Genomic DNA, 17,261 nt, shown 5'->3' on the forward strand with positions numbered 1-17,261 from the left:
CACTATTTTTACGTTGTTGGACCTTGGGGAGGATTTTATGAAGACGTATGCTTTTATATTTGCAAGAGGTGGTTCTAAAGGCCTGCCCGGTAAGAATATTAGAGATTTGGATGGTCAGCCCTTGCTAGCCTATTCGATCAATGTAGCTAAGCAAGTTGAAAGTATCGAGAAGGTGTTTGTTTCAACGGATTGTCCACAGATAGCTGCGGTTGCGAAGAAGTACGGCGCAGAAGTGATTGAGCGGCCTGAACATCTGGCAGCAGATACGTCGGCGGAGTGGAAGTCCTGGCAGCATGCGATCGAAACTTTGGAGCAACGTGGTGACCGCTTTGACGTGTTCTTGAGCCTTCCGGCTACCAGCCCATTGCGGAACGCCAGTGATGTACGTAAATGTCTGGATTCGATTGAAGGCGCTGATGTGGTTGTGACGGTAACCCCCGCGGCAACCAACCCATATTTTGCAATGTTGGTTCGAGATGAGGCCGGGTTTAGTAAGCTGGTGTGCGGTGATGGCACCATAACACGAAGGCAGGATGCCCCGGCTGCCTATGATATGACGGGCGTTGCTTATGTGACGCGCCCTTCCTATATCAAAACATCGACAGGGCTTTTCGGCGGACGGTTAAAATCCGTGGTTGTCCCGCGTATGCGTGCTGTGGATGTGGACGATATCTATGATTTTAGAATGGCTGAGATGTTTGTTCATGATGAGAATCTGAACAAAGATTTAGCCTTTTAATTTGAGATAGGACTTTTGGCTCACAAAGGCATGATTGGCCTCCTAGCAATAGATTGGCTTGATTGATGCGGTTGTTTCTGTCTGAAGGTGTATGGCTGTTTTGTTTGGGAGTATAGATTCGGTTGTTAAATAAAGTGCTAAGTTTGGTGGGGTGCGAGAAAGTCAAGCGCCTCATCAATTTGAATATAAGGGCGGCTACGCTGGTTAGTAAGTTTGCTCTTATTTTTTTTATGGCTAAATATCTCGATGCTAAAGATGTGGGTATCTACGGACTGGTAGCGGCGACTATCGGATATGCAATATATTTGGTAGGTTTTGAATTTTATAATTATTCCACGCGTGAGATCATAGGCTCTGATCCAGATCTGTTGTTCGGTTATCTCAAGGATCAAGTAGTACTTTACGCCATCGCGTACGTTTTGGTATTGCCGTTGGTGGTTGTTTTTTTTTCGCACGGATTCATTGCATTCGAGTATATCTACTGGTTTGGTTTTCTACTGGTCGTTGAGCATTTGGCTCAAGAGCTGAATAGGGTTTTAGTCGCTGTTTCACAGCAAATGCTGGCCAGTGTGGTTTTATTTGTCCGTAGTGGTGTGTGGTGTCTGGTCGTCATATTGGCTATATTTTTATGGCCCAAAATGCGCAATTTAAATTTTGTCTTTTTGCTCTGGTTTTTGGGGTGCTTGTTCGCGCTTTTTATTGGTTTTTGGGGCTTGAGATCTTACAGTAGCCGTTCTTTTTTTAAACCAGTAAATTGGGCGTGGATAAGAAAAGGACTGAGGCTGGTTTGGCCGTTGCTGATCGCCAGTCTTTGTATTCGTGGTATTTTTACCATTGATCGCTACTGGATAGAGCAAGTAGCGGGTCTTGATGCCTTAGGAGCTTATGTCCTATACATAGGTATGGCGACGGCTGTACTTTCGTTTTTGGATGCGGCTGTTATAGTGTTCTACTATCCTAAGCTTATCCTTCTTGCCAAGTCTTACGATTATCGCCAATTCTCTGCCAGCATGAGGGGGCTTACTTTTAATGTGGTCGGTTTTACCTTGTTTTTATCTGTTGCCTGTTATTTTTGTGGTTGGGGCATGACGTTGTGGTTGGATAAAATTGTTTATGTCGAGTATTTTTATGTATTGAAGTGGTTGATTTTGGCGATGGCTCTCTATTCCTTCAGCATGATTCCCCATGTAGGGCTTTATGCGCTTCATAAAGACTCGCATATATTTTTTAGTCAGGTCGGCGGACTGATGGTTTTTCTCGTATCTTATTTTGCAATGCGCATGGCAAACGTTGATGGGGTCACAGCTGTGCTTTGGGGGATGTGTAATGCTTTTGTAATGATATTTATATGGAAATCTCTGGCTTATGTTTTTTGCTTTCGTTTGATTAAGAAGGATGGTTGTGATGTTAAACCCTAATAAAGCTCTGCACGAGCTAGGTAGTGCAGGGCAGCCATCCGCTTGTTGTGCGCACGCTGCAATTGTAAGGTTAATATCGGCTTTAGGTAATCTCAATAATCCTGGTTTTGGTTTTTCTCATTTCTTGCCGGGCTCCGAGAGTGCCAAGTTGAGTCTGTTTAGTGAAAGTTCTTATTCTAACTTGATGGGTTTACTATGTATTCTGGTTTTTGCTTGTTTTCTGTTTTTTTTGATATTTATGTTTGGACCTCGCTCTGGCAGCGATGCTGATATGTTGTTCAAAATGTTTTTTTTGTACTGTGTTGTTTGTGCTATATTCGGAAATACGCTGAAGTCCTTTCCAGATAACCAAATGCTTTTTTTCCCGAGGGAAGCTTTTTTTGTATTCAGAGGATCGAAAAGGAATAAAGCATATGGATAAGAAAAAGCATGGGCGGTTGAGGCTGCTTGCTCATTATCTTGCTGCGACGAGAAATGAAATTGCGGTTGATGAAAGTGTTTACTCGCTGTGCGCCTGTGATCCAAGTAAACTGGCGTATGCACCACGTCCTGCGAAATTTTTGAGTGTCATTGGGGAAGGCTTTTTTGTCGCTAGGGTTTTTATACGGGTTGTGAGCTGGCTGTGGTATCTGGGGCTTGATAAATGCTGGTTTCTGTTTGACTTCTCAAGATTGTTGATTAGTAAGGATAAGTTTGATTTAAGGTTTTTGGGTTTGCCTTCGGATAGATCTATTGCGCTTTCTTTCTCCCCGCGTGCCTTGAGCGTACTCGAGTCGGTTGATGCATTGAGTCAATCCAGTTGTCTGGTGAGAGGTCCTGGAAGCGAGGGAGTGATCACGAGTCCCGGCTTGACAGTGTTGAACTATTCTTCTTTTCTGACTTGGCGCGACTGTGTTGAGGCGTTGAGGCTTTCTTTTATTGTTTCCAGTCGGATGAAGCGTAAGAATGATCTTTCAATTTGGAAGTTGCAAAGTTATACGGCTTTCAAGTGGATTGTGTTTTATTTCGCCATTGAAAAAATGCCCTCTCATAAATTTGTCATCACTGATCATTATGATCGTTGGGCGGTTCTTGTTGATCGTTTAGTCGCGCGGAGAAAGGTGTCGTCGGGGCTGACAATTGTCCAGCATGGTTCGCTTGTGGGGTTGTCTTCAACAAGTATGGAAACCACGTTTTCTGTAAAGATTCCCACGCGATTGGTCAGCGTGAATAAGCTCTATGTATATAATCAAGGGGCTGCCGAGGTGTTTCGCAAATATATTCTATCCTGCGCAAATCGGCGGCGTGACCTTGAGGTCGAATGCTTCAAGCCTAAAATTTCTTTGTCACCCGTGTCCTCGGATTTTAGCGTGCTGATCGTCGGCCATGCGATATGTGAAAGTTTTCACTTGTTTTTGTACGACCAGATGGTGTCGAATTCTGGCATCGATTTTTTTTACAAACCGCACCCGACTGTTTCTCCGAGCAGGGAGATCAGGGCGAGAGGTTGGCATATGATTGAACAGGCCGATTTCTTTCCCAAGGTCGATTTGTTAATATCCTATCCCTCTACCCTGGTGGCTGAGTATGAAGGGAGCGGGATAGGTGCTATTTTGCACCCGCTGGCTATCAAGCCTGCAGAATACGAGGCGGTTTTGTCGAAAATAATGAGTAAGCTGCAGTCAGCGAAGTAACAGTTTATGGGAGGGGGACAATGAGGCGCGCCGGGGAGTACACTGTTTGCTCTAGATGTATTATGGATACCAGTGATCCTAATATAAGTTTTGATGAGCATGGTGTTTGCGAGTATTGCAATAATTTTGAGAAGGTCATCAAGCCCAGTTGGCACACTGATGCGCGTGGCCAGGCTGAGCTTAAGGCGTTGGCTGATAAAATCAAAGCGGACGGCGTTGGTCGTGATTTTGACTGTATCATAGGCCTTAGTGGTGGTCTTGACAGTTCTTACTTGTGCTATGTCGCTAAAGAAGTTATGGGGCTGCGGCCACTTCTGTTTCATGTTGATGCAGGTTGGAATACGGATCAGGCTGTCGGTAATATCGAGAAGCTTGTCGATGGCCTTGGTTTGGAGCTATACACTGACGTTGTCAACTGGGAAGAGATGAAGAGTTTGCAAGTGGCTTTTTTGAAAGCGCAAATTCCAGATCAGGATATTCCGCAAGACGCTGCTTTCTTTTCAGGGCTTTATCGATTCGCAAAAGCCAATAAGATAAAGTACGTATTAACAGGTGCTAATTACTCTACTGAGTGCTGTCGCGAACCGGAAGAGTGGGGTGGCTACCCGGGCATAGATAAAATACTGATCAATGATATCCACGGCAAATTCGGAACGCGCAAGCTCAAGTCGTTTCCGCTGGTCGATATCTTGTCCTACAAAATTTATTATCGTTATGTCTTGGGTATGCAGGTTGTTCGTCCGTTGAATCTGTTGCCTTATATAAAGAGCGATGCGGAGGATACACTGGAGCGTCTGTTCGGTTGGAAGCGTTTTCAGCACAAACATCACGAATCCAGATTCACGCGTTTCTACGAAGATTACTGGATGCCGCGCAAGTTTGGCTATGAAAAGCGCCGTGCTCATTTCTCCAGTCTTATCATGACCGGCCAGATGACTCGTGAGGCCGCTTTGGAGCGCATTGCCAAGCCTGAGCTGGATGAGAATTTCCTGACCTCCGAGTTTGAGTATGTTGCACACAAGCTGGACTTGACTGTGCCTGAGCTTCAGCGCATTTTCGACGGCGAAAATAAAACCTACCATGATTACAAAAACAAGCGGTTCCTGATTGGAATTGGCGCCCGGGTTCTCAGTGCAATCGGATTGGAAAGACGACTGTTCAGATGATTACCATCATTGATTATGGTCTGGGGAATATCCAGGCTTTCGTGAACGTCTATCGACGTTTACATATTCCGGTTGCTGTCGCCCAGACGGCTGCGCAATTGGACGGTGCGACGAAGTTGATCCTTCCCGGGGTCGGCGCGTTCGATCATGCCGTTAAACGGCTTGATGCCTCGGGCATGCGCCCTGTGCTCGAAGAATTGGTCCTGGGGCATAAAGTCCCGGTGTTGGGTGTTTGCGTGGGTATGCAAATATTGGCGAACCGAAGTGACGAGGGCTCTATGCCTGGCCTGGGCTGGGTACCCGGTTGCGTTCGGTCGTTCAAGTCCGTTCCCGGCCTGACCGACGTGCCTCTGCCGCACATGGGCTGGAACGATGTCACTCCAGTCGCGGGCTCTGCGTTGTTCAAGGGCTTTGAGAACGACGCGCGCTTTTATTTTCTGCATTCGTTCTTTTTTGAATGCGAGGAGGCCCAACACAGTGAGGCCACCTCCTCCTACGGCTTGGCGTTCAGCTGTGCCGTGCGCGCTGAAAATGTGTATGGCGCCCAGTTTCACCCTGAGAAAAGCCACCATTTCGGCGTCGGATTGCTGAAAAACTTCGCGGAACTATGACATGTTGAGACCTAGGATCATTCCTTGCTTGCTGATTCAAGACGGCGGGCTGGTGAAGACAGTGAAGTTCAAGGACCCCAAATACGTTGGGGACCCGATCAACGCGGTTAAGATCTTCAACGAAAAAGAAGCCGACGAGTTGATCGTGATCGACATCGACGCCACGGTGAACGCTGCCGAACCCAATTACGCCCAGATTGCCAAACTGGCAGCAGAGTGCCGCATGCCATTGTGTTATGGCGGGGGCATTCGGACCGTGCAACAGGCCAAGGATATTATTGCGCTGGGCGTCGAGAAGGTCGCCATCAGCTCGGCGGCCTTTGAGACCCCTCAGTTGATCAGTCAGATCGCTGAAGAAATCGGCAGCCAGAGCGTTGTCGTGGTCCTCGACCATAAGGCGCGCCTGTTGAGTAAACAGCAGGAGGTCTGGACGCATAATGGCACGCGAAACACCAAGCGCAGCGTTCTTGAGGCGGCTCAAGAGTTCGAAAGACTCGGCGCCGGAGAGATCGTGCTCAATTCCATTGAAAACGACGGCAGGATGAAAGGCTACAATGTCGAGCTTGCCGTCAAGCTGCGCGAGGCCGTGCACATCCCCATTACCATCCTGGGGGGCGGCGGTTCGCTTGAGGATATGCGCGGCGTCGTGGCAGCTTGTGGCGTGGTCGGCGTGGCAGCAGGTAGCTTCTTTGTATTCAAGGGCGCATACCGGGCTGTGTTGATCAGCTATCCGAGTGCTCAGCAAAAAGACGACATTATTTATTCAGCTCTACGAGCCCGGTAACTTTCCGGGTTCGCGGCAAGGGTCAGATCATATGTTCAACGGCAAAAAACTTCTTATTACCGGCGGTACGGGTTCTTTCGGTAATGCAGTGCTCAAACGTTTCCTGGACACCGACATCGCTGAGATACGCATTTTCAGCCGCGATGAGAAGAAACAGGACGACATGCGCAAGCGTTACGGTAACGCCAAGCTGAAGTTTTACATCGGTGATGTGCGGGATTACCAAAGTGTGCTGAATGCCACCCGCGGCGTTGACTATATCTTCCATGCCGCCGCGCTCAAGCAGGTTCCGTCTTGCGAGTTCCATCCAATGGAGGCCGTGAAGACCAACGTCATCGGGACCGATAACGTGCTCGAGGCTGCTATTCAGAATGGCGTTCGGCGGGTGGTTTGCCTGAGCACCGACAAGGCTGTCTACCCGATCAATGCCATGGGTATTTCCAAGGCCATGATGGAAAAGGTCATGGTTGCCAAGTCACGTAACGTCGACGAGAGCAAAACGGTTATCTGCGGTACACGCTACGGCAACGTCATGGCGTCCCGCGGCTCGGTCATCCCTCTGTTCGTCGAGCAGATTCGCGAAGGAAAGTCGCTGTCGATCACCGATCCGAACATGACCCGGTTCATGATGACCTTGTCCGATGCAGTCGACTTGGTGCTGTATGCCTTCGAACATGGCAACAATGGCGATCTTTTCGTCCAGAAAGCGCCTGCGGCCACCGTGCAAACCCTGGCGAAAGCGTTGACTGCCATGCTCGGGCTGCCCGAACACCCCATTCAGATCATTGGCACGCGTCACGGCGAAAAACTGTATGAAGCGTTGCTAAGTCGTGAGGAAATGGCCTGTGCGCAGGACATGGGCGCCTATTTCCGTGTGCCACCGGACTTGCGCGACTTGAACTACAGCAAGTTCGTCGAGCAAGGCGAGGAAAAGATCTCCCACACCGAGGATTACAACTCGCATAACACCGAGCGGCTGGACGTCGAAGGTATGCAGAAGTTGCTGTTGAAGTTGGAGTTCATGCGGGCCATCCAGCGTGGCGAACATGCCACTCCAGAGGAGTGAGCCTTATGAAAGTTCTTATCACCGGCGCCAATGGCTTCGTTGGGAAGAACCTGGTCGCACACCTTCGGGAGCGCCAGGACATTCAGCTGGTCCGATTCGGTCGTGAGCACGCTGCTGGCGACTTGTTGTCGATGCTTGAGGGTGTGGACTTCGTGTTTCACCTGGCCGGTGTCAACCGACCGCAGCGTGTCGAAGAGTTCAGCGAAGGTAATAGCGGCCTGACCGCAACATTGTGCGCCGCCGTCAAGGCCACAGGCCGGTCAATTCCCGTGATCTACACCTCGTCCATACAGGCCGAGGTGGATAATCCTTACGGAACGAGTAAGCGCGACGCAGAGCGCGCATTGCTTGACCTGTCGGAGCAGCAAGGTTCACCGGTCTACCTCTATCGTTTGCCTAACGTTTTCGGCAAATGGGCGCGACCTGACTACAACTCGGCCGTGGCCACGTTCTGCCATAACATCGTTCGTGACTTGCCGATCACCGTCAACAACCCGGCTGCTGCATTGCAGTTGGTGTATATCGACGATGTGGTCAAAAGCTTCATTGATGTGATGGATGGCAATGGCGCGAAAGGTCCTTATCTGGATGTCTTGCCGGTCTACGACACGACGGTCGGGGCGCTGGCGGACCAACTGCAGGCATTCAAGCGCAGCCGGGAAACCATGGTGACCGAGCGGGTCGGAACCGGTTTGGTCCGCGCGCTGTATTCGACGTATCTAAGCTACTTTCCCCCCGAGGTCTTCACCTACGAATTGCCCAAGCACGGTGACGCGCGGGGCGTATTCGTCGAAATGCTCAAGACTCCGGATTCGGGGCAGTTCTCTTACTTCACTGCTCACCCGGGCATCACGCGGGGAGGGCATTACCATCACAGCAAGACCGAGAAGTTTCTGGTAATCAAGGGGCATGCCTGTTTCCGTTTCCGGCATATCGTCAGCGGTGAGTTCTATGAGCTCTACACGGACGGTGACACCCCGCAAGTGGTCGAGACCGTTCCGGGCTGGACCCATGACATCACCAACACCGGCGAAACTGAAATGATCGTCATGCTGTGGGCCAACGAGATCTTTGATCGTGAGCGGCCAGACACCTACACCATGGCTGTTGGTACCCAGGCCTGAAGGATTAGCAATGAACACCGCACTGAAAAAGCTGAAGATCGTCACCGTTGTAGGAACACGTCCGGAAATCATCCGCCTGTCCCGGGTCATGGCCGCGCTGGATAAGTACTGTGAGCACGTATTGGTGCACACCGGGCAGAACTACGACTATGAACTGAACGAGATTTTTTTCCAGGACCTGGGCATTCGCAAGCCCGATCACTTCCTGAACGCCGCCGGCAGTACCGGTGCCGAAACCATCGGTAATGTGATCATCGCAGTAGACCGGGTATTGGCGACCATTGAGCCGGAGGCGTTGCTGGTACTGGGCGACACCAATAGCTGCATGGCAGTCATTCCTGCCAAGCGTCGCAAGATCCCGACTTTCCATATGGAAGCCGGGAACCGCTGCTTCGACATGCGCGTTCCCGAGGAGATCAATCGGCGTATCGTCGATCATACGGCAGACATCAACCTGACCTACAGCACCATTGCCCGTGATTACTTGCTGGGCGAGGGCTTGCCTGCCGATCGAGTGATCAAGACAGGCAGCCCGATGTTCGAAGTGCTCAACCACTACCGTGACAGCATCGTAGCCTCGGACGTCCTGGAGCGGCTTGGCCTGGAAGCGGGCAAGTTCTTCGTGGTCAGTGCACACCGGGAAGAGAACATCGACTCGGACAAGAACTTCCTCAAGATGGTCGAGGTGCTCAACACCGTCGCCAGCACTTTTGGCCAGCCCGTGATTGTCTCTACCCATCCACGTACTCAGAAGCGCGTGGATGCCATGGGCATCGTATTCCATGAGAACGTCCGGTTGCTCAAGCCCCTGGGCTTTATGGACTACAACAAGCTGCAACTCGAGTCCCGTGCCGTCCTTTCAGACAGTGGCACCATCAACGAAGAGTCGTCCATCCTCAATTTCCCGGCCTTGAACCTGCGCGAAGCTCACGAGCGGCCTGAAGGAATGGAGGAAGCGGCGGTAATGATGGTAGGCCTGGAAGTCGAGCGGGTGCTGCAGGGGTTGAATATTCTCCAGACGCAACTATCGGGCACCGAACGCAGCTTGCGCCTGGTGGCGGACTACAGCATGCCTAACGTCTCCGAGAAAGTTGCCAGGATCGTGCACAGCTATACCGACTACGTGAACCGTGTCGTCTGGAAGCGGTATTGAGTCGAGTTGTGAATATGCCTGAGAGCAAGCTGAATATTTTGGTGGTCACGCAGTATTTCTGGCCAGAGAACATGCGGATCAACGATCTGGTGCGTGATTTCACTGAAAAAGGACATTCGGTCACCGTGCTCACCGGTGTGCCCAATTATCCGGAAGGCAAGGTTTTCGAAGCCTACACGGGCGCGCCGCAGCAGTTCGCCGACTACCATGGCGCAAGCGTTGTCAGGGTCCCGATGATTCCACGTGGAAAGCGCAGCCTGCAGTTGATCCTCAACTACCTGAGCTTTTTTACCAGCGCGTCGACCGTGGGTGCCTATGCGCTGCGGGGCCGTACCTTCGATGCGGTATTCGTCTACGCCGTGTCCCCTATCATGGCGGCGATCCCCGCGTTGGTGATCGGTCGCCTGAAAAAAGCCCCGGTCTTCATCTGGGTCCTGGACCTGTGGCCGGAAACGCTGCGGGCCGTCGGTGTATTGAAAAAGCCGGCGGCGTTGGCCCTGGTAGGGCGGATGGTGTCGTGGATCTACAACCGCGCGGACTACCTGCTGCTGCAGTCCAATGGTTTCCTTGAAAACGTCAAGGGCTACTGTACACGGCCGATGGATCCGCAGCGCCTAGTCTATTTTCCTAGCTGGGCCGAAGACGATTTCTCGACGTCAGTGGACCCTTCGACCTCGATACTTGCACGGGACGAGTCGGTATTTACCGTGGTGTTTGCCGGAAATCTGGGTGAAGCCCAGGATTTCCCCGCCGTGTTGGATGCGGCGGAGCAACTGCGTGGAAAAGTGGCCGTGCGTTGGGCCATCGTGGGTGATGGTCGGATGAGTGAGTGGCTGGGGCAACAGGTCAGTGCTCGCGGCCTGGACAACGTCTTGCTGTTGGGCAGGCACCCGTTGGAAGCCATGCCGGCGCTGTTCGCCAACGCCGATGCATTGCTGGTCTCATTGAAAACCAACGATGTATTTGAGAAGACCATTCCCGGCAAGGTCCAGGCTTACCTGGCTTCGGGCAGGCCCTTGTTGGGCATGATCAATGGTGAGGCCGCACGCGTCATCGATGAGTCGGGTGCGGGTTTCACCTGTGCCTCCGGTGATGCAGATGGGTTGGCGCGGATCACTCAGGCCTTGGCCGACACGGAGCGCCCTCAACTCAAGGTGATGGGGGAGCGTGGGCGCAATTATTATCTTCAGCACTACGCCAAACAGCGCTTGCTGGCACGTTTGGAAGACCTTTTCAGAAACGCCACGCTACGTAAGGTAGACCGCTGATGCAGCACAGTATTCTTATGACCGGAGCGAGTGGGTTTGTCGGCGGTGCATTGCTCCAACGCTTGCTGGCAGAGCCCGACAAGGCGGTGGTTGCGGTGGTACGTGGTGATAGGCATCTACCGGCATCGGCAAGCACGGTCCGGATCGAGGCATTTGCCCCCCAGACCCAATGGCAACCGCACCTGGCCAATGTGGACACGGTCATCCATTGCGCCGCGCGCGTGCATGTAATGAATGATACCGAAGCAGATCCGCTGGCTGCTTTTCGGCAGGTCAACGTGGAGGGTACGCTCAACTTTGCCCGGCAGGCGGCCGAAGCCGGTGTGCGTCGCTTCATTTTCATCAGCTCCATCAAGGTTAATGGGGAAGGTACTGTGCCCGGCCGTCCTTATCGTGCGGATGACGTGCCTGCGCCGGCCGACCCGTATGGCGTGTCCAAGCAGGAGGCCGAGGAAGGCCTGCGCCAGCTTGCGCAAACGACAGGGATGGACGTAGTCATCATCCGGCCAGTCCTGGTGTACGGCCCGGGGGTGAAGGCGAACTTCCTGAGCATGATGCGTTGGCTGGACAAAGGTGTGCCGTTGCCATTCGGCGCCATTGATAACCGGCGCAGCCTGGTGAGTATCGATAACCTGGTCGACTTGATTGTCACGTGTATCGACCATCCGGCAGCGGCGAACCAGACGTTCCTGGTCAGTGATGGGGAGGACCTGTCGACTACGGCGTTGCTCAGCCGCATGGCCCGGGCAATGGGCAAGTCGGCCCGCTTGATACCGGTTCCCAGCTGGATGCTCGAGCGGGGTGCCAGCCTGTTGGGTAAAAAAGCGCTGTCTCAGCGCCTGTGCGGTTCATTGCAAGTCGATATCGAGAAAACCCGCACACTTTTGAATTGGGTCCCGCCGGTGAGTGTTGATGACGCCTTGGCCAGGGCCGCACGGCATTTCAGGATGAATCAAGCGAAATGATGTACTTCTGGTTGTTTTTCTCTGTTGCGATGGCTTCGCTGCTCATGACGGCGGGCCTTCGTCGCTATGCTTTGGCACGCAGCATCATCGATATCCCGAACGCACGCAGCTCACACAGCATCCCGACACCAAGGGGAGGGGGCGTGGCGATCGTGGTTGCGTTCCTGGTGACGTTGCCGCTGTTGGGCCAATTGGGCCTGGTGTCGCTCGACTACCTGGTGGCCTTGGGGGGCGCGGGTGCGTTGGTCGCCATCGTGGGATTCATGGATGACCATGGCCACATTGCCGCGCGATGGCGGTTGCTCGGGCACTTCAGTGCGGCGGCCTGGGCCCTCGTATGGCTTGAAGGCCTTGCACCCCTGAACCTGTTTGGCGTGAGCTTCGACCTTTCCTGGGTCGGGCATGTCCTGGCCGCTATTTATCTCGTCTGGCTGCTCAACCTGTACAACTTCATGGATGGCATCGACGGTATTGCCAGCGTGGAGGCGGTGTTGGCCTGCGTCGGCGCAAGCGTGCTCTACGTGTTGTCGGGTTTCACCGACCTGATCTGGCCGCCGTTGATCCTGGCTGCTGCGGTGCTGGGATTTCTGTTCTGGAATTTTCCACCGGCGAAGATTTTCATGGGGGATGCGGGCAGTGGTTTCCTGGGTATCGCGCTTGGGATCATGTCGCTGCAAGCGGCCTGGGCGTCCCCAGCCTTGTTCTGGGCCTGGCTGATCCTGTTGGGGGTCTTTATCGTCGATGCCACGGTCACGCTGATTCGTCGATTCTTGCGCGGTGACAAGGTCTACGAGGCGCACCGCAGCCATGCTTATCAGTTTGCCTCGCGCCGCTATGGCCGCCATCGTCCGGTTACGTTGGCGGTGGCTGCCATCAATGTGCTGTGGCTGTTTCCCTTGGCGTGGTGCGTCGTGATGCTGAAGCTCGATGGGCTGACAGGCTTGTTGCTGGCCTACGTACCGCTGGTGGTATTGGCCTTCAAGTTCAAGGCCGGTCAATTGGAGAGCGCCTGAGTACTCGAAACAGAGCCGATGGGTGGTAATGAAAGGCTGTAGCCTTACAGCCTTCACGAGAATGGGTAGGAACGACAAGGTGTTGGAAACATTCATGGATAGACTTCGCGTCGCATTGCTAGGGCTGCCACGTCGGCAGAAACGCTTGCTTCAGGTCATGACCGATGTGCTGTTGGTTTGGCTGGCTCTGTGGTTGGCATTCGTGGTGCGCCTTGGCCTGGACGACATGGTCAACCCGTTCATCCATCATCCTTGGCTGCTGGTCAGTGCGTCATTGATTGCCATCCCCCTGTTCGTTCGATTCGGGATGTATCGGGCGGTGATGCGCTACCTGGGCAACGATGCCCTGATTGCGATCATCAAGGCCGTCAGCCTGAGTGCACTGGTCCTGGCGCTTGTGGTGTATTGGGGGGCCGCCTATATGGCACCCGTGCCACGCTCCGTCATTTTCAACTATTGGTGGCTCAGCCTGGTGATGATCGGCGGTCTGAGGCTGCTTATGCGCCAGTACTTCATGGGGGACTGGTTCATCCCGGCGCATCACGTGCCTTTTGTAAACCGTAATACCGGCCTGACCAAGGTAGCGATCTATGGTGCTGGCGCCGCCGGTAATCAGTTGGTGGCGGCCTTGCGCGTCGGTCGAGACATGCAACCGGTGGCGTTCATTGATGACGACGTCAGTATCGCCAATCGCATGATTTCCGGCTTGCAGGTGTTTAAGCCGAAACACATCCAGAAGATGATCGAGCTCACCGGGGCCCAGGAAGTGCTGCTGGCCGTTCCATCGGCAAGCCGTGCACGGCGACGTGAGATCCTGGGCTACCTTGAAGGTTATCCGCTGCACGTACGCAGCGTGCCGGGCTTCATGGACCTGGCCAGTGGTCGTGTAAAAGTCGATGACATCCAGGAAGTGGATATTGCCGACTTGCTTGGCCGCGACGCGGTGCCTGCACAACCTGCACTGTTATCGCGCTGCATTCAGGGCAAGGTGGTGCTGGTAACGGGCGCGGGCGGGTCGATCGGTTCCGAGCTCTGCCGCCAGATTCTCGCCCTGCAGCCTTCCACGCTCCTGCTGTTCGATCACAGTGAGTTCAATCTCTATAGCATCTTGAGCGAACTGGAGGAGACCATCTCTCGGCAGTCGATCCCGGTCAACCTGTTGTCGATCCTGGGATCCGTGCGTAACGCGGGCAAATTGTTCGACACCATGACCGCATGGAAGGTCGAGACGGTGTATCACGCCGCGGCCTACAAGCATGTGCCTCTGGTCGAGCACAACATCGCCGAAGGCATGCTCAACAATGTCATCGGTACATTGAACACCGCACAAGCGGCGCTGAAGGCCCAGGTTGAGAATTTCGTGCTGATTTCCACGGACAAGGCCGTACGCCCGACCAACGTCATGGGCAGTACCAAGCGCCTGGCGGAAATGGTCTTGCAAGCCTTGAGTCAAGAGGTCGCCCCGGTGTTGTTCGGGGACAGTGGGAATGTCGCGCGGGTCAACAAGACCCGTTTCGTCATGGTGCGCTTTGGAAACGTGCTGGGGTCGTCCGGCTCGGTCATCCCGCGCTTTCGGCAACAGATCAAGTCCGGCGGCCCCATCACAGTCACCCATCCCAACATCACCCGCTATTTCATGACCATTCCTGAGGCCGCTCAGTTGGTGATACAGGCAGGTTCGATGGGGCGAGGGGGAGACGTATTCGTCCTGGACATGGGCGAGCCGGTGAAGATTGCCGAGTTGGCGGAGAAAATGGTACTCCTGTCAGGCTTGAACGTACGCTCTGAAAAAAACCTGCACGGTGATATCTCGATCGAATTCACCGGGTTGCGGCCAGGCGAAAAACTCTATGAGGAGCTGTTGATCGGAGACAATGTGGTGGCGACTCCGCATCCGATGATCATGAGCGCCCACGAAGATCACCTGTCCTGGGAGCAACTCAAGGTCAAACTGGACGAACTGATGGTAGCCGTTGGCAAGGATGAATACTCACGAGTCCGCATGCTGTTGCGCGAAGTGGTCAGCGGTTATACCCCGGAGGGCGAAATTGTCGATTGGATATTCCAGCAGAGACGCTTGATCCCCAAACATCAGGACCGCTGAACAAACCGGAACGCAGGATCGGGTCTATCCTCAAGTACTGATATGGGTACATTTCTGATGATTGTTTTATCGATGATACGCGGCGCTTGTACGTTCGATAGGAACGGATCAGCGACGGGAGTGACCCAAGGTGCGTGAAGGGTTCATGGATAAACTAAGAATAGCCTTGCTTGGATTGCCAAGACGCCACAAGCGGGCGATTCAGGTGGCGACAGATATCGTCCTTGTCTGGTTCGCCCTGTGGCTTGCGTTCGTCGTTCGGCTCGGTTTCGAGGCATTGGTTCGCCCGATTGAAACGCACCTGTGGCTCTTCTGCTCCGCGCCCCTGGTTGCCATTCCGATTTTCATCCGCTTTGGCATGTATCGCGCTGTCATGCGTTATTTCGGCAATGATGCGCTGATCACGATCTGCAAGGCGGTCAGTCTGTCGGCGTTGCTGCTGGCCCTTGTTGTGTATTGGTACAGCAACCATAAGACCGTCGTGCCACGCTCCATCATCTTCAATTACTGGTGGCTCAGCCTGATCATGATTGGCGGCCTGCGCCTGGTGATGCGGCAATACTTCCTGGGGGACTGGTTCGCTGCGGCGCAGCACGTGCCCTTTACCAGTCGTGACGATGGTCTGCCCAAGGTCGCCATCTATGGCGCCGGGGCCGCCGGTAATCAACTGGTGGCCGCCTTGCGCATGGGGCGTGTCATGCGGCCGGTGGCATTCATCGACGATGACACCAGTATTGCCGACCGTGTCATCGCCGGGTTGCAAGTCTACGAGCCGAAGCATATCCAGAAAATGATCGATGCAACTGGCGCCCAGGAAATCTTGCTGGCGATCCCGTCATCATCTCGGGGCCGTCGTCGGGAAATACTGACGCTGCTCGAGGGGTTTCCGCTGCACGTGCGCAGCGTCCCTGGTTTCATGGATCTGGCCAGCGGACGGGTCAAGGTCGATGATATCCAAGAGGTGGATATTGCGGACCTACTAGGCCGTGACTCGGTGCCTGCGCAAGCTGATCTGCTTGAGCACTGTATCGCGGGTCAAGTGGTACTCGTGACGGGAGCGGGAGGCTCGATCGGTTCAGAGCTGTGTCGGCAGATCCTGGTGCTGAAACCCACGACTTTGCTGCTTTTCGAGCACAGCGAATTCAATCTCTACAGCATCCTGTCTGAGCTGGAACCTCGAGTTGCCCGGGAATCCTTGTCCGTTCGTCTGCTGCCTATCCTGGGGTCGGTAAGGGACCAGGACAAGCTGCTGGATGTGATGAAAACCTGGAGCGTCGATACGGTCTATCACGCCGCCGCCTATAAACATGTGCCGATGGTCGAGCACAACATCGCCGAAGGCGTTCTCAACAATGTGATAGGCACGCTTAACACGGCTCAGGCAGCGTTGCAGGCGGGAGTGGCGAACTTCGTGCTGATTTCCACGGACAAGGCCGTGCGACCTACCAATGTGATGGGCAGCACCAAGCGGCTTGCGGAGCTGACCCTACAGGCTCTGAGCCGCGAATTGGCGCCGGTGTTGTTCGGCGATCAGGCCAATGTTTCGCGTGTCAATAAAACCCGCTTCACCATGGTCAGGTTCGGCAACGTGCTGGGCTCGTCCGGATCGGTTATTCCCCTGTTCCATAGGCAGATCAAGTCGGGTGGTCCGTTGACCGTCACCCATCCCAAGATCACGCGCTATTTCATGACCATTCCCGAAGCGGCTCAGCTAGTGATTCAGGCCGGCTCCATGGGCTTGGGAGGTGATGTTTTCGTGCTGGACATGGGTGAGCCGGTGAAGATTGTCGAATTGGCGGAAAAGATGATCCACTTGTCTGGCTTGAGCGTGCGTTCGGAAAAGAACCCTCATGGCGATATTTCCATCGAGTTCACGGGCCTGCGTCCGGGCGAGAAGCTTTACGAAGAGTTGCTGATTGGTGACAACGTCGTTTCGACTCAGCACCCGATGATCATGAGTGCCAATGAGGATTTCCTACCCTGGGAGGTGCTCAAGGCCAGGCTTACCGGGTTGCTGGTGGCCATTGAGCGGGATGATTACGCGCGAGTCCGCCAATTGCTGCGCGATACAGTCAGTGGTTACGCACCGGACGGTGAGATCGTTGACTGGATTTATCAGCAACGCCGCCTCGAACCCTGATTGTTACACATACTGTAACTCCCCTGTTTTTGACAGT

The 17,261-nt window shown here is 53.7% G+C and carries 14 protein-coding genes; all 14 read left to right on the forward strand.

Annotation, left to right across the window (positions count from 1 at the left end; translation table 11 throughout):
* The first annotated feature begins 37 nt into the window (after positions 1 to 37).
* Positions 38 to 739, forward strand: a complete 702-nt coding sequence (locus AD664_RS11135; RefSeq protein ID WP_053147053.1) for a cytidylyltransferase domain-containing protein — start codon at positions 38 to 40, stop codon at positions 737 to 739.
* Between the two features lie 122 nt (positions 740 to 861).
* Positions 862 to 2,157 (forward strand): oligosaccharide flippase family protein, encoded by a 1,296-nt coding sequence (locus tag AD664_RS11140; protein WP_157061561.1) that lies wholly within the window; start codon positions 862 to 864, stop codon positions 2,155 to 2,157.
* Between the two features lie 413 nt (positions 2,158 to 2,570).
* On the forward strand, positions 2,571 to 3,830 hold the full coding sequence (locus AD664_RS11145; protein ID WP_053146556.1) for a hypothetical protein: 1,260 nt from the start codon (positions 2,571 to 2,573) through the stop codon (positions 3,828 to 3,830).
* Positions 3,831 to 3,850: 20 nt separating this feature from the next.
* Positions 3,851 to 4,996, forward strand: coding sequence for an N-acetyl sugar amidotransferase (locus AD664_RS11150; RefSeq protein ID WP_053146558.1), 1,146 nt, complete (start codon positions 3,851 to 3,853; stop codon positions 4,994 to 4,996).
* Entirely contained in the window at positions 4,993 to 5,607 is a 615-nt protein-coding gene (gene hisH, locus AD664_RS11155; RefSeq protein WP_053146560.1) for an imidazole glycerol phosphate synthase subunit HisH, read from the forward strand. The genes AD664_RS11150 and hisH overlap by 4 nt, the downstream gene beginning before the upstream one ends.
* A gap of 1 nt (position 5,608) precedes the next feature.
* A complete protein-coding gene (locus AD664_RS11160) occupies positions 5,609 to 6,391 on the forward strand; it encodes an AglZ/HisF2 family acetamidino modification protein (protein WP_053146562.1) in 783 nt (260 codons plus the stop codon).
* Between the two features lie 31 nt (positions 6,392 to 6,422).
* Positions 6,423 to 7,457 carry a polysaccharide biosynthesis protein gene (locus AD664_RS11165; RefSeq protein WP_053146563.1) on the forward strand — a complete coding sequence of 345 codons (1,035 nt, stop codon included), beginning with the start codon at positions 6,423 to 6,425 and terminating at the stop codon, positions 7,455 to 7,457.
* A 5-nt stretch (positions 7,458 to 7,462) separates the two neighbouring features.
* Positions 7,463 to 8,581, forward strand: coding sequence for an NAD-dependent epimerase/dehydratase family protein (locus AD664_RS11170; RefSeq protein ID WP_053146565.1), 1,119 nt, complete (start codon positions 7,463 to 7,465; stop codon positions 8,579 to 8,581).
* A 22-nt stretch (positions 8,582 to 8,603) separates the two neighbouring features.
* The gene (wecB, locus tag AD664_RS11175; protein WP_053147055.1) at positions 8,604 to 9,734 is read left to right on the forward strand and encodes a non-hydrolyzing UDP-N-acetylglucosamine 2-epimerase; all 1,131 of its coding nucleotides are present in this window, start codon (positions 8,604 to 8,606) and stop codon (positions 9,732 to 9,734) included.
* Between the two features lie 14 nt (positions 9,735 to 9,748).
* A complete protein-coding gene (locus AD664_RS11180) occupies positions 9,749 to 11,002 on the forward strand; it encodes a glycosyltransferase family 4 protein (RefSeq protein WP_053146567.1) in 1,254 nt (417 codons plus the stop codon).
* Positions 11,002 to 11,967 (forward strand): SDR family oxidoreductase, encoded by a 966-nt coding sequence (locus AD664_RS11185; protein WP_053146569.1) that lies wholly within the window; start codon positions 11,002 to 11,004, stop codon positions 11,965 to 11,967. Before AD664_RS11180 ends, AD664_RS11185 begins: the two co-directional genes overlap by 1 nt.
* Positions 11,964 to 12,980 (forward strand): glycosyltransferase family 4 protein, encoded by a 1,017-nt coding sequence (locus tag AD664_RS11190; RefSeq protein WP_053146571.1) that lies wholly within the window; start codon positions 11,964 to 11,966, stop codon positions 12,978 to 12,980. Before AD664_RS11185 ends, AD664_RS11190 begins: the two co-directional genes overlap by 4 nt.
* Positions 12,981 to 13,074: 94 nt before the next feature.
* Positions 13,075 to 15,084 carry a nucleoside-diphosphate sugar epimerase/dehydratase gene (locus AD664_RS11195; RefSeq protein ID WP_053147057.1) on the forward strand — a complete coding sequence of 670 codons (2,010 nt, stop codon included), beginning with the start codon at positions 13,075 to 13,077 and terminating at the stop codon, positions 15,082 to 15,084.
* A 145-nt stretch (positions 15,085 to 15,229) separates the two neighbouring features.
* Entirely contained in the window at positions 15,230 to 17,224 is a 1,995-nt protein-coding gene (locus AD664_RS11200; protein ID WP_053146573.1) for a nucleoside-diphosphate sugar epimerase/dehydratase, read from the forward strand.
* Positions 17,225 to 17,261: the final 37 nt, after the last annotated feature.

The organism is Pseudomonas sp. P97.38 (assembly GCF_001269745.1).
Taxonomy (GTDB): Bacteria; Pseudomonadota; Gammaproteobacteria; order Pseudomonadales; family Pseudomonadaceae; genus Aquipseudomonas; species Aquipseudomonas chlororaphis_E.

Excerpts from the sequence above, each read along its gene's own strand:
- AD664_RS11135 (WP_053147053.1), top strand. The coding sequence starts at position 38 with ATGAAGACGTATGCTTTTATATTTGCAAGAGGTGGTTCTAAAGGCCTG.
- AD664_RS11145 (WP_053146556.1), top strand. The coding sequence starts at position 2,571 with ATGGATAAGAAAAAGCATGGGCGGTTGAGGCTGCTTGCTCATTATCTT.
- AD664_RS11150 (WP_053146558.1), top strand. The coding sequence starts at position 3,851 with ATGAGGCGCGCCGGGGAGTACACTGTTTGCTCTAGATGTATTATGGAT.
- hisH (WP_053146560.1), top strand. The coding sequence starts at position 4,993 with ATGATTACCATCATTGATTATGGTCTGGGGAATATCCAGGCTTTCGTG.
- AD664_RS11160 (WP_053146562.1), top strand. The coding sequence starts at position 5,609 with ATGTTGAGACCTAGGATCATTCCTTGCTTGCTGATTCAAGACGGCGGG.
- AD664_RS11165 (WP_053146563.1), top strand. The coding sequence starts at position 6,423 with ATGTTCAACGGCAAAAAACTTCTTATTACCGGCGGTACGGGTTCTTTC.
- AD664_RS11170 (WP_053146565.1), top strand. The coding sequence starts at position 7,463 with ATGAAAGTTCTTATCACCGGCGCCAATGGCTTCGTTGGGAAGAACCTG.
- AD664_RS11180 (WP_053146567.1), top strand. The coding sequence starts at position 9,749 with ATGCCTGAGAGCAAGCTGAATATTTTGGTGGTCACGCAGTATTTCTGG.
- AD664_RS11185 (WP_053146569.1), top strand. The coding sequence starts at position 11,002 with ATGCAGCACAGTATTCTTATGACCGGAGCGAGTGGGTTTGTCGGCGGT.
- AD664_RS11190 (WP_053146571.1), top strand. The coding sequence starts at position 11,964 with ATGATGTACTTCTGGTTGTTTTTCTCTGTTGCGATGGCTTCGCTGCTC.
- AD664_RS11195 (WP_053147057.1), top strand. The coding sequence starts at position 13,075 with ATGGATAGACTTCGCGTCGCATTGCTAGGGCTGCCACGTCGGCAGAAA.
- AD664_RS11200 (WP_053146573.1), top strand. The coding sequence starts at position 15,230 with ATGGATAAACTAAGAATAGCCTTGCTTGGATTGCCAAGACGCCACAAG.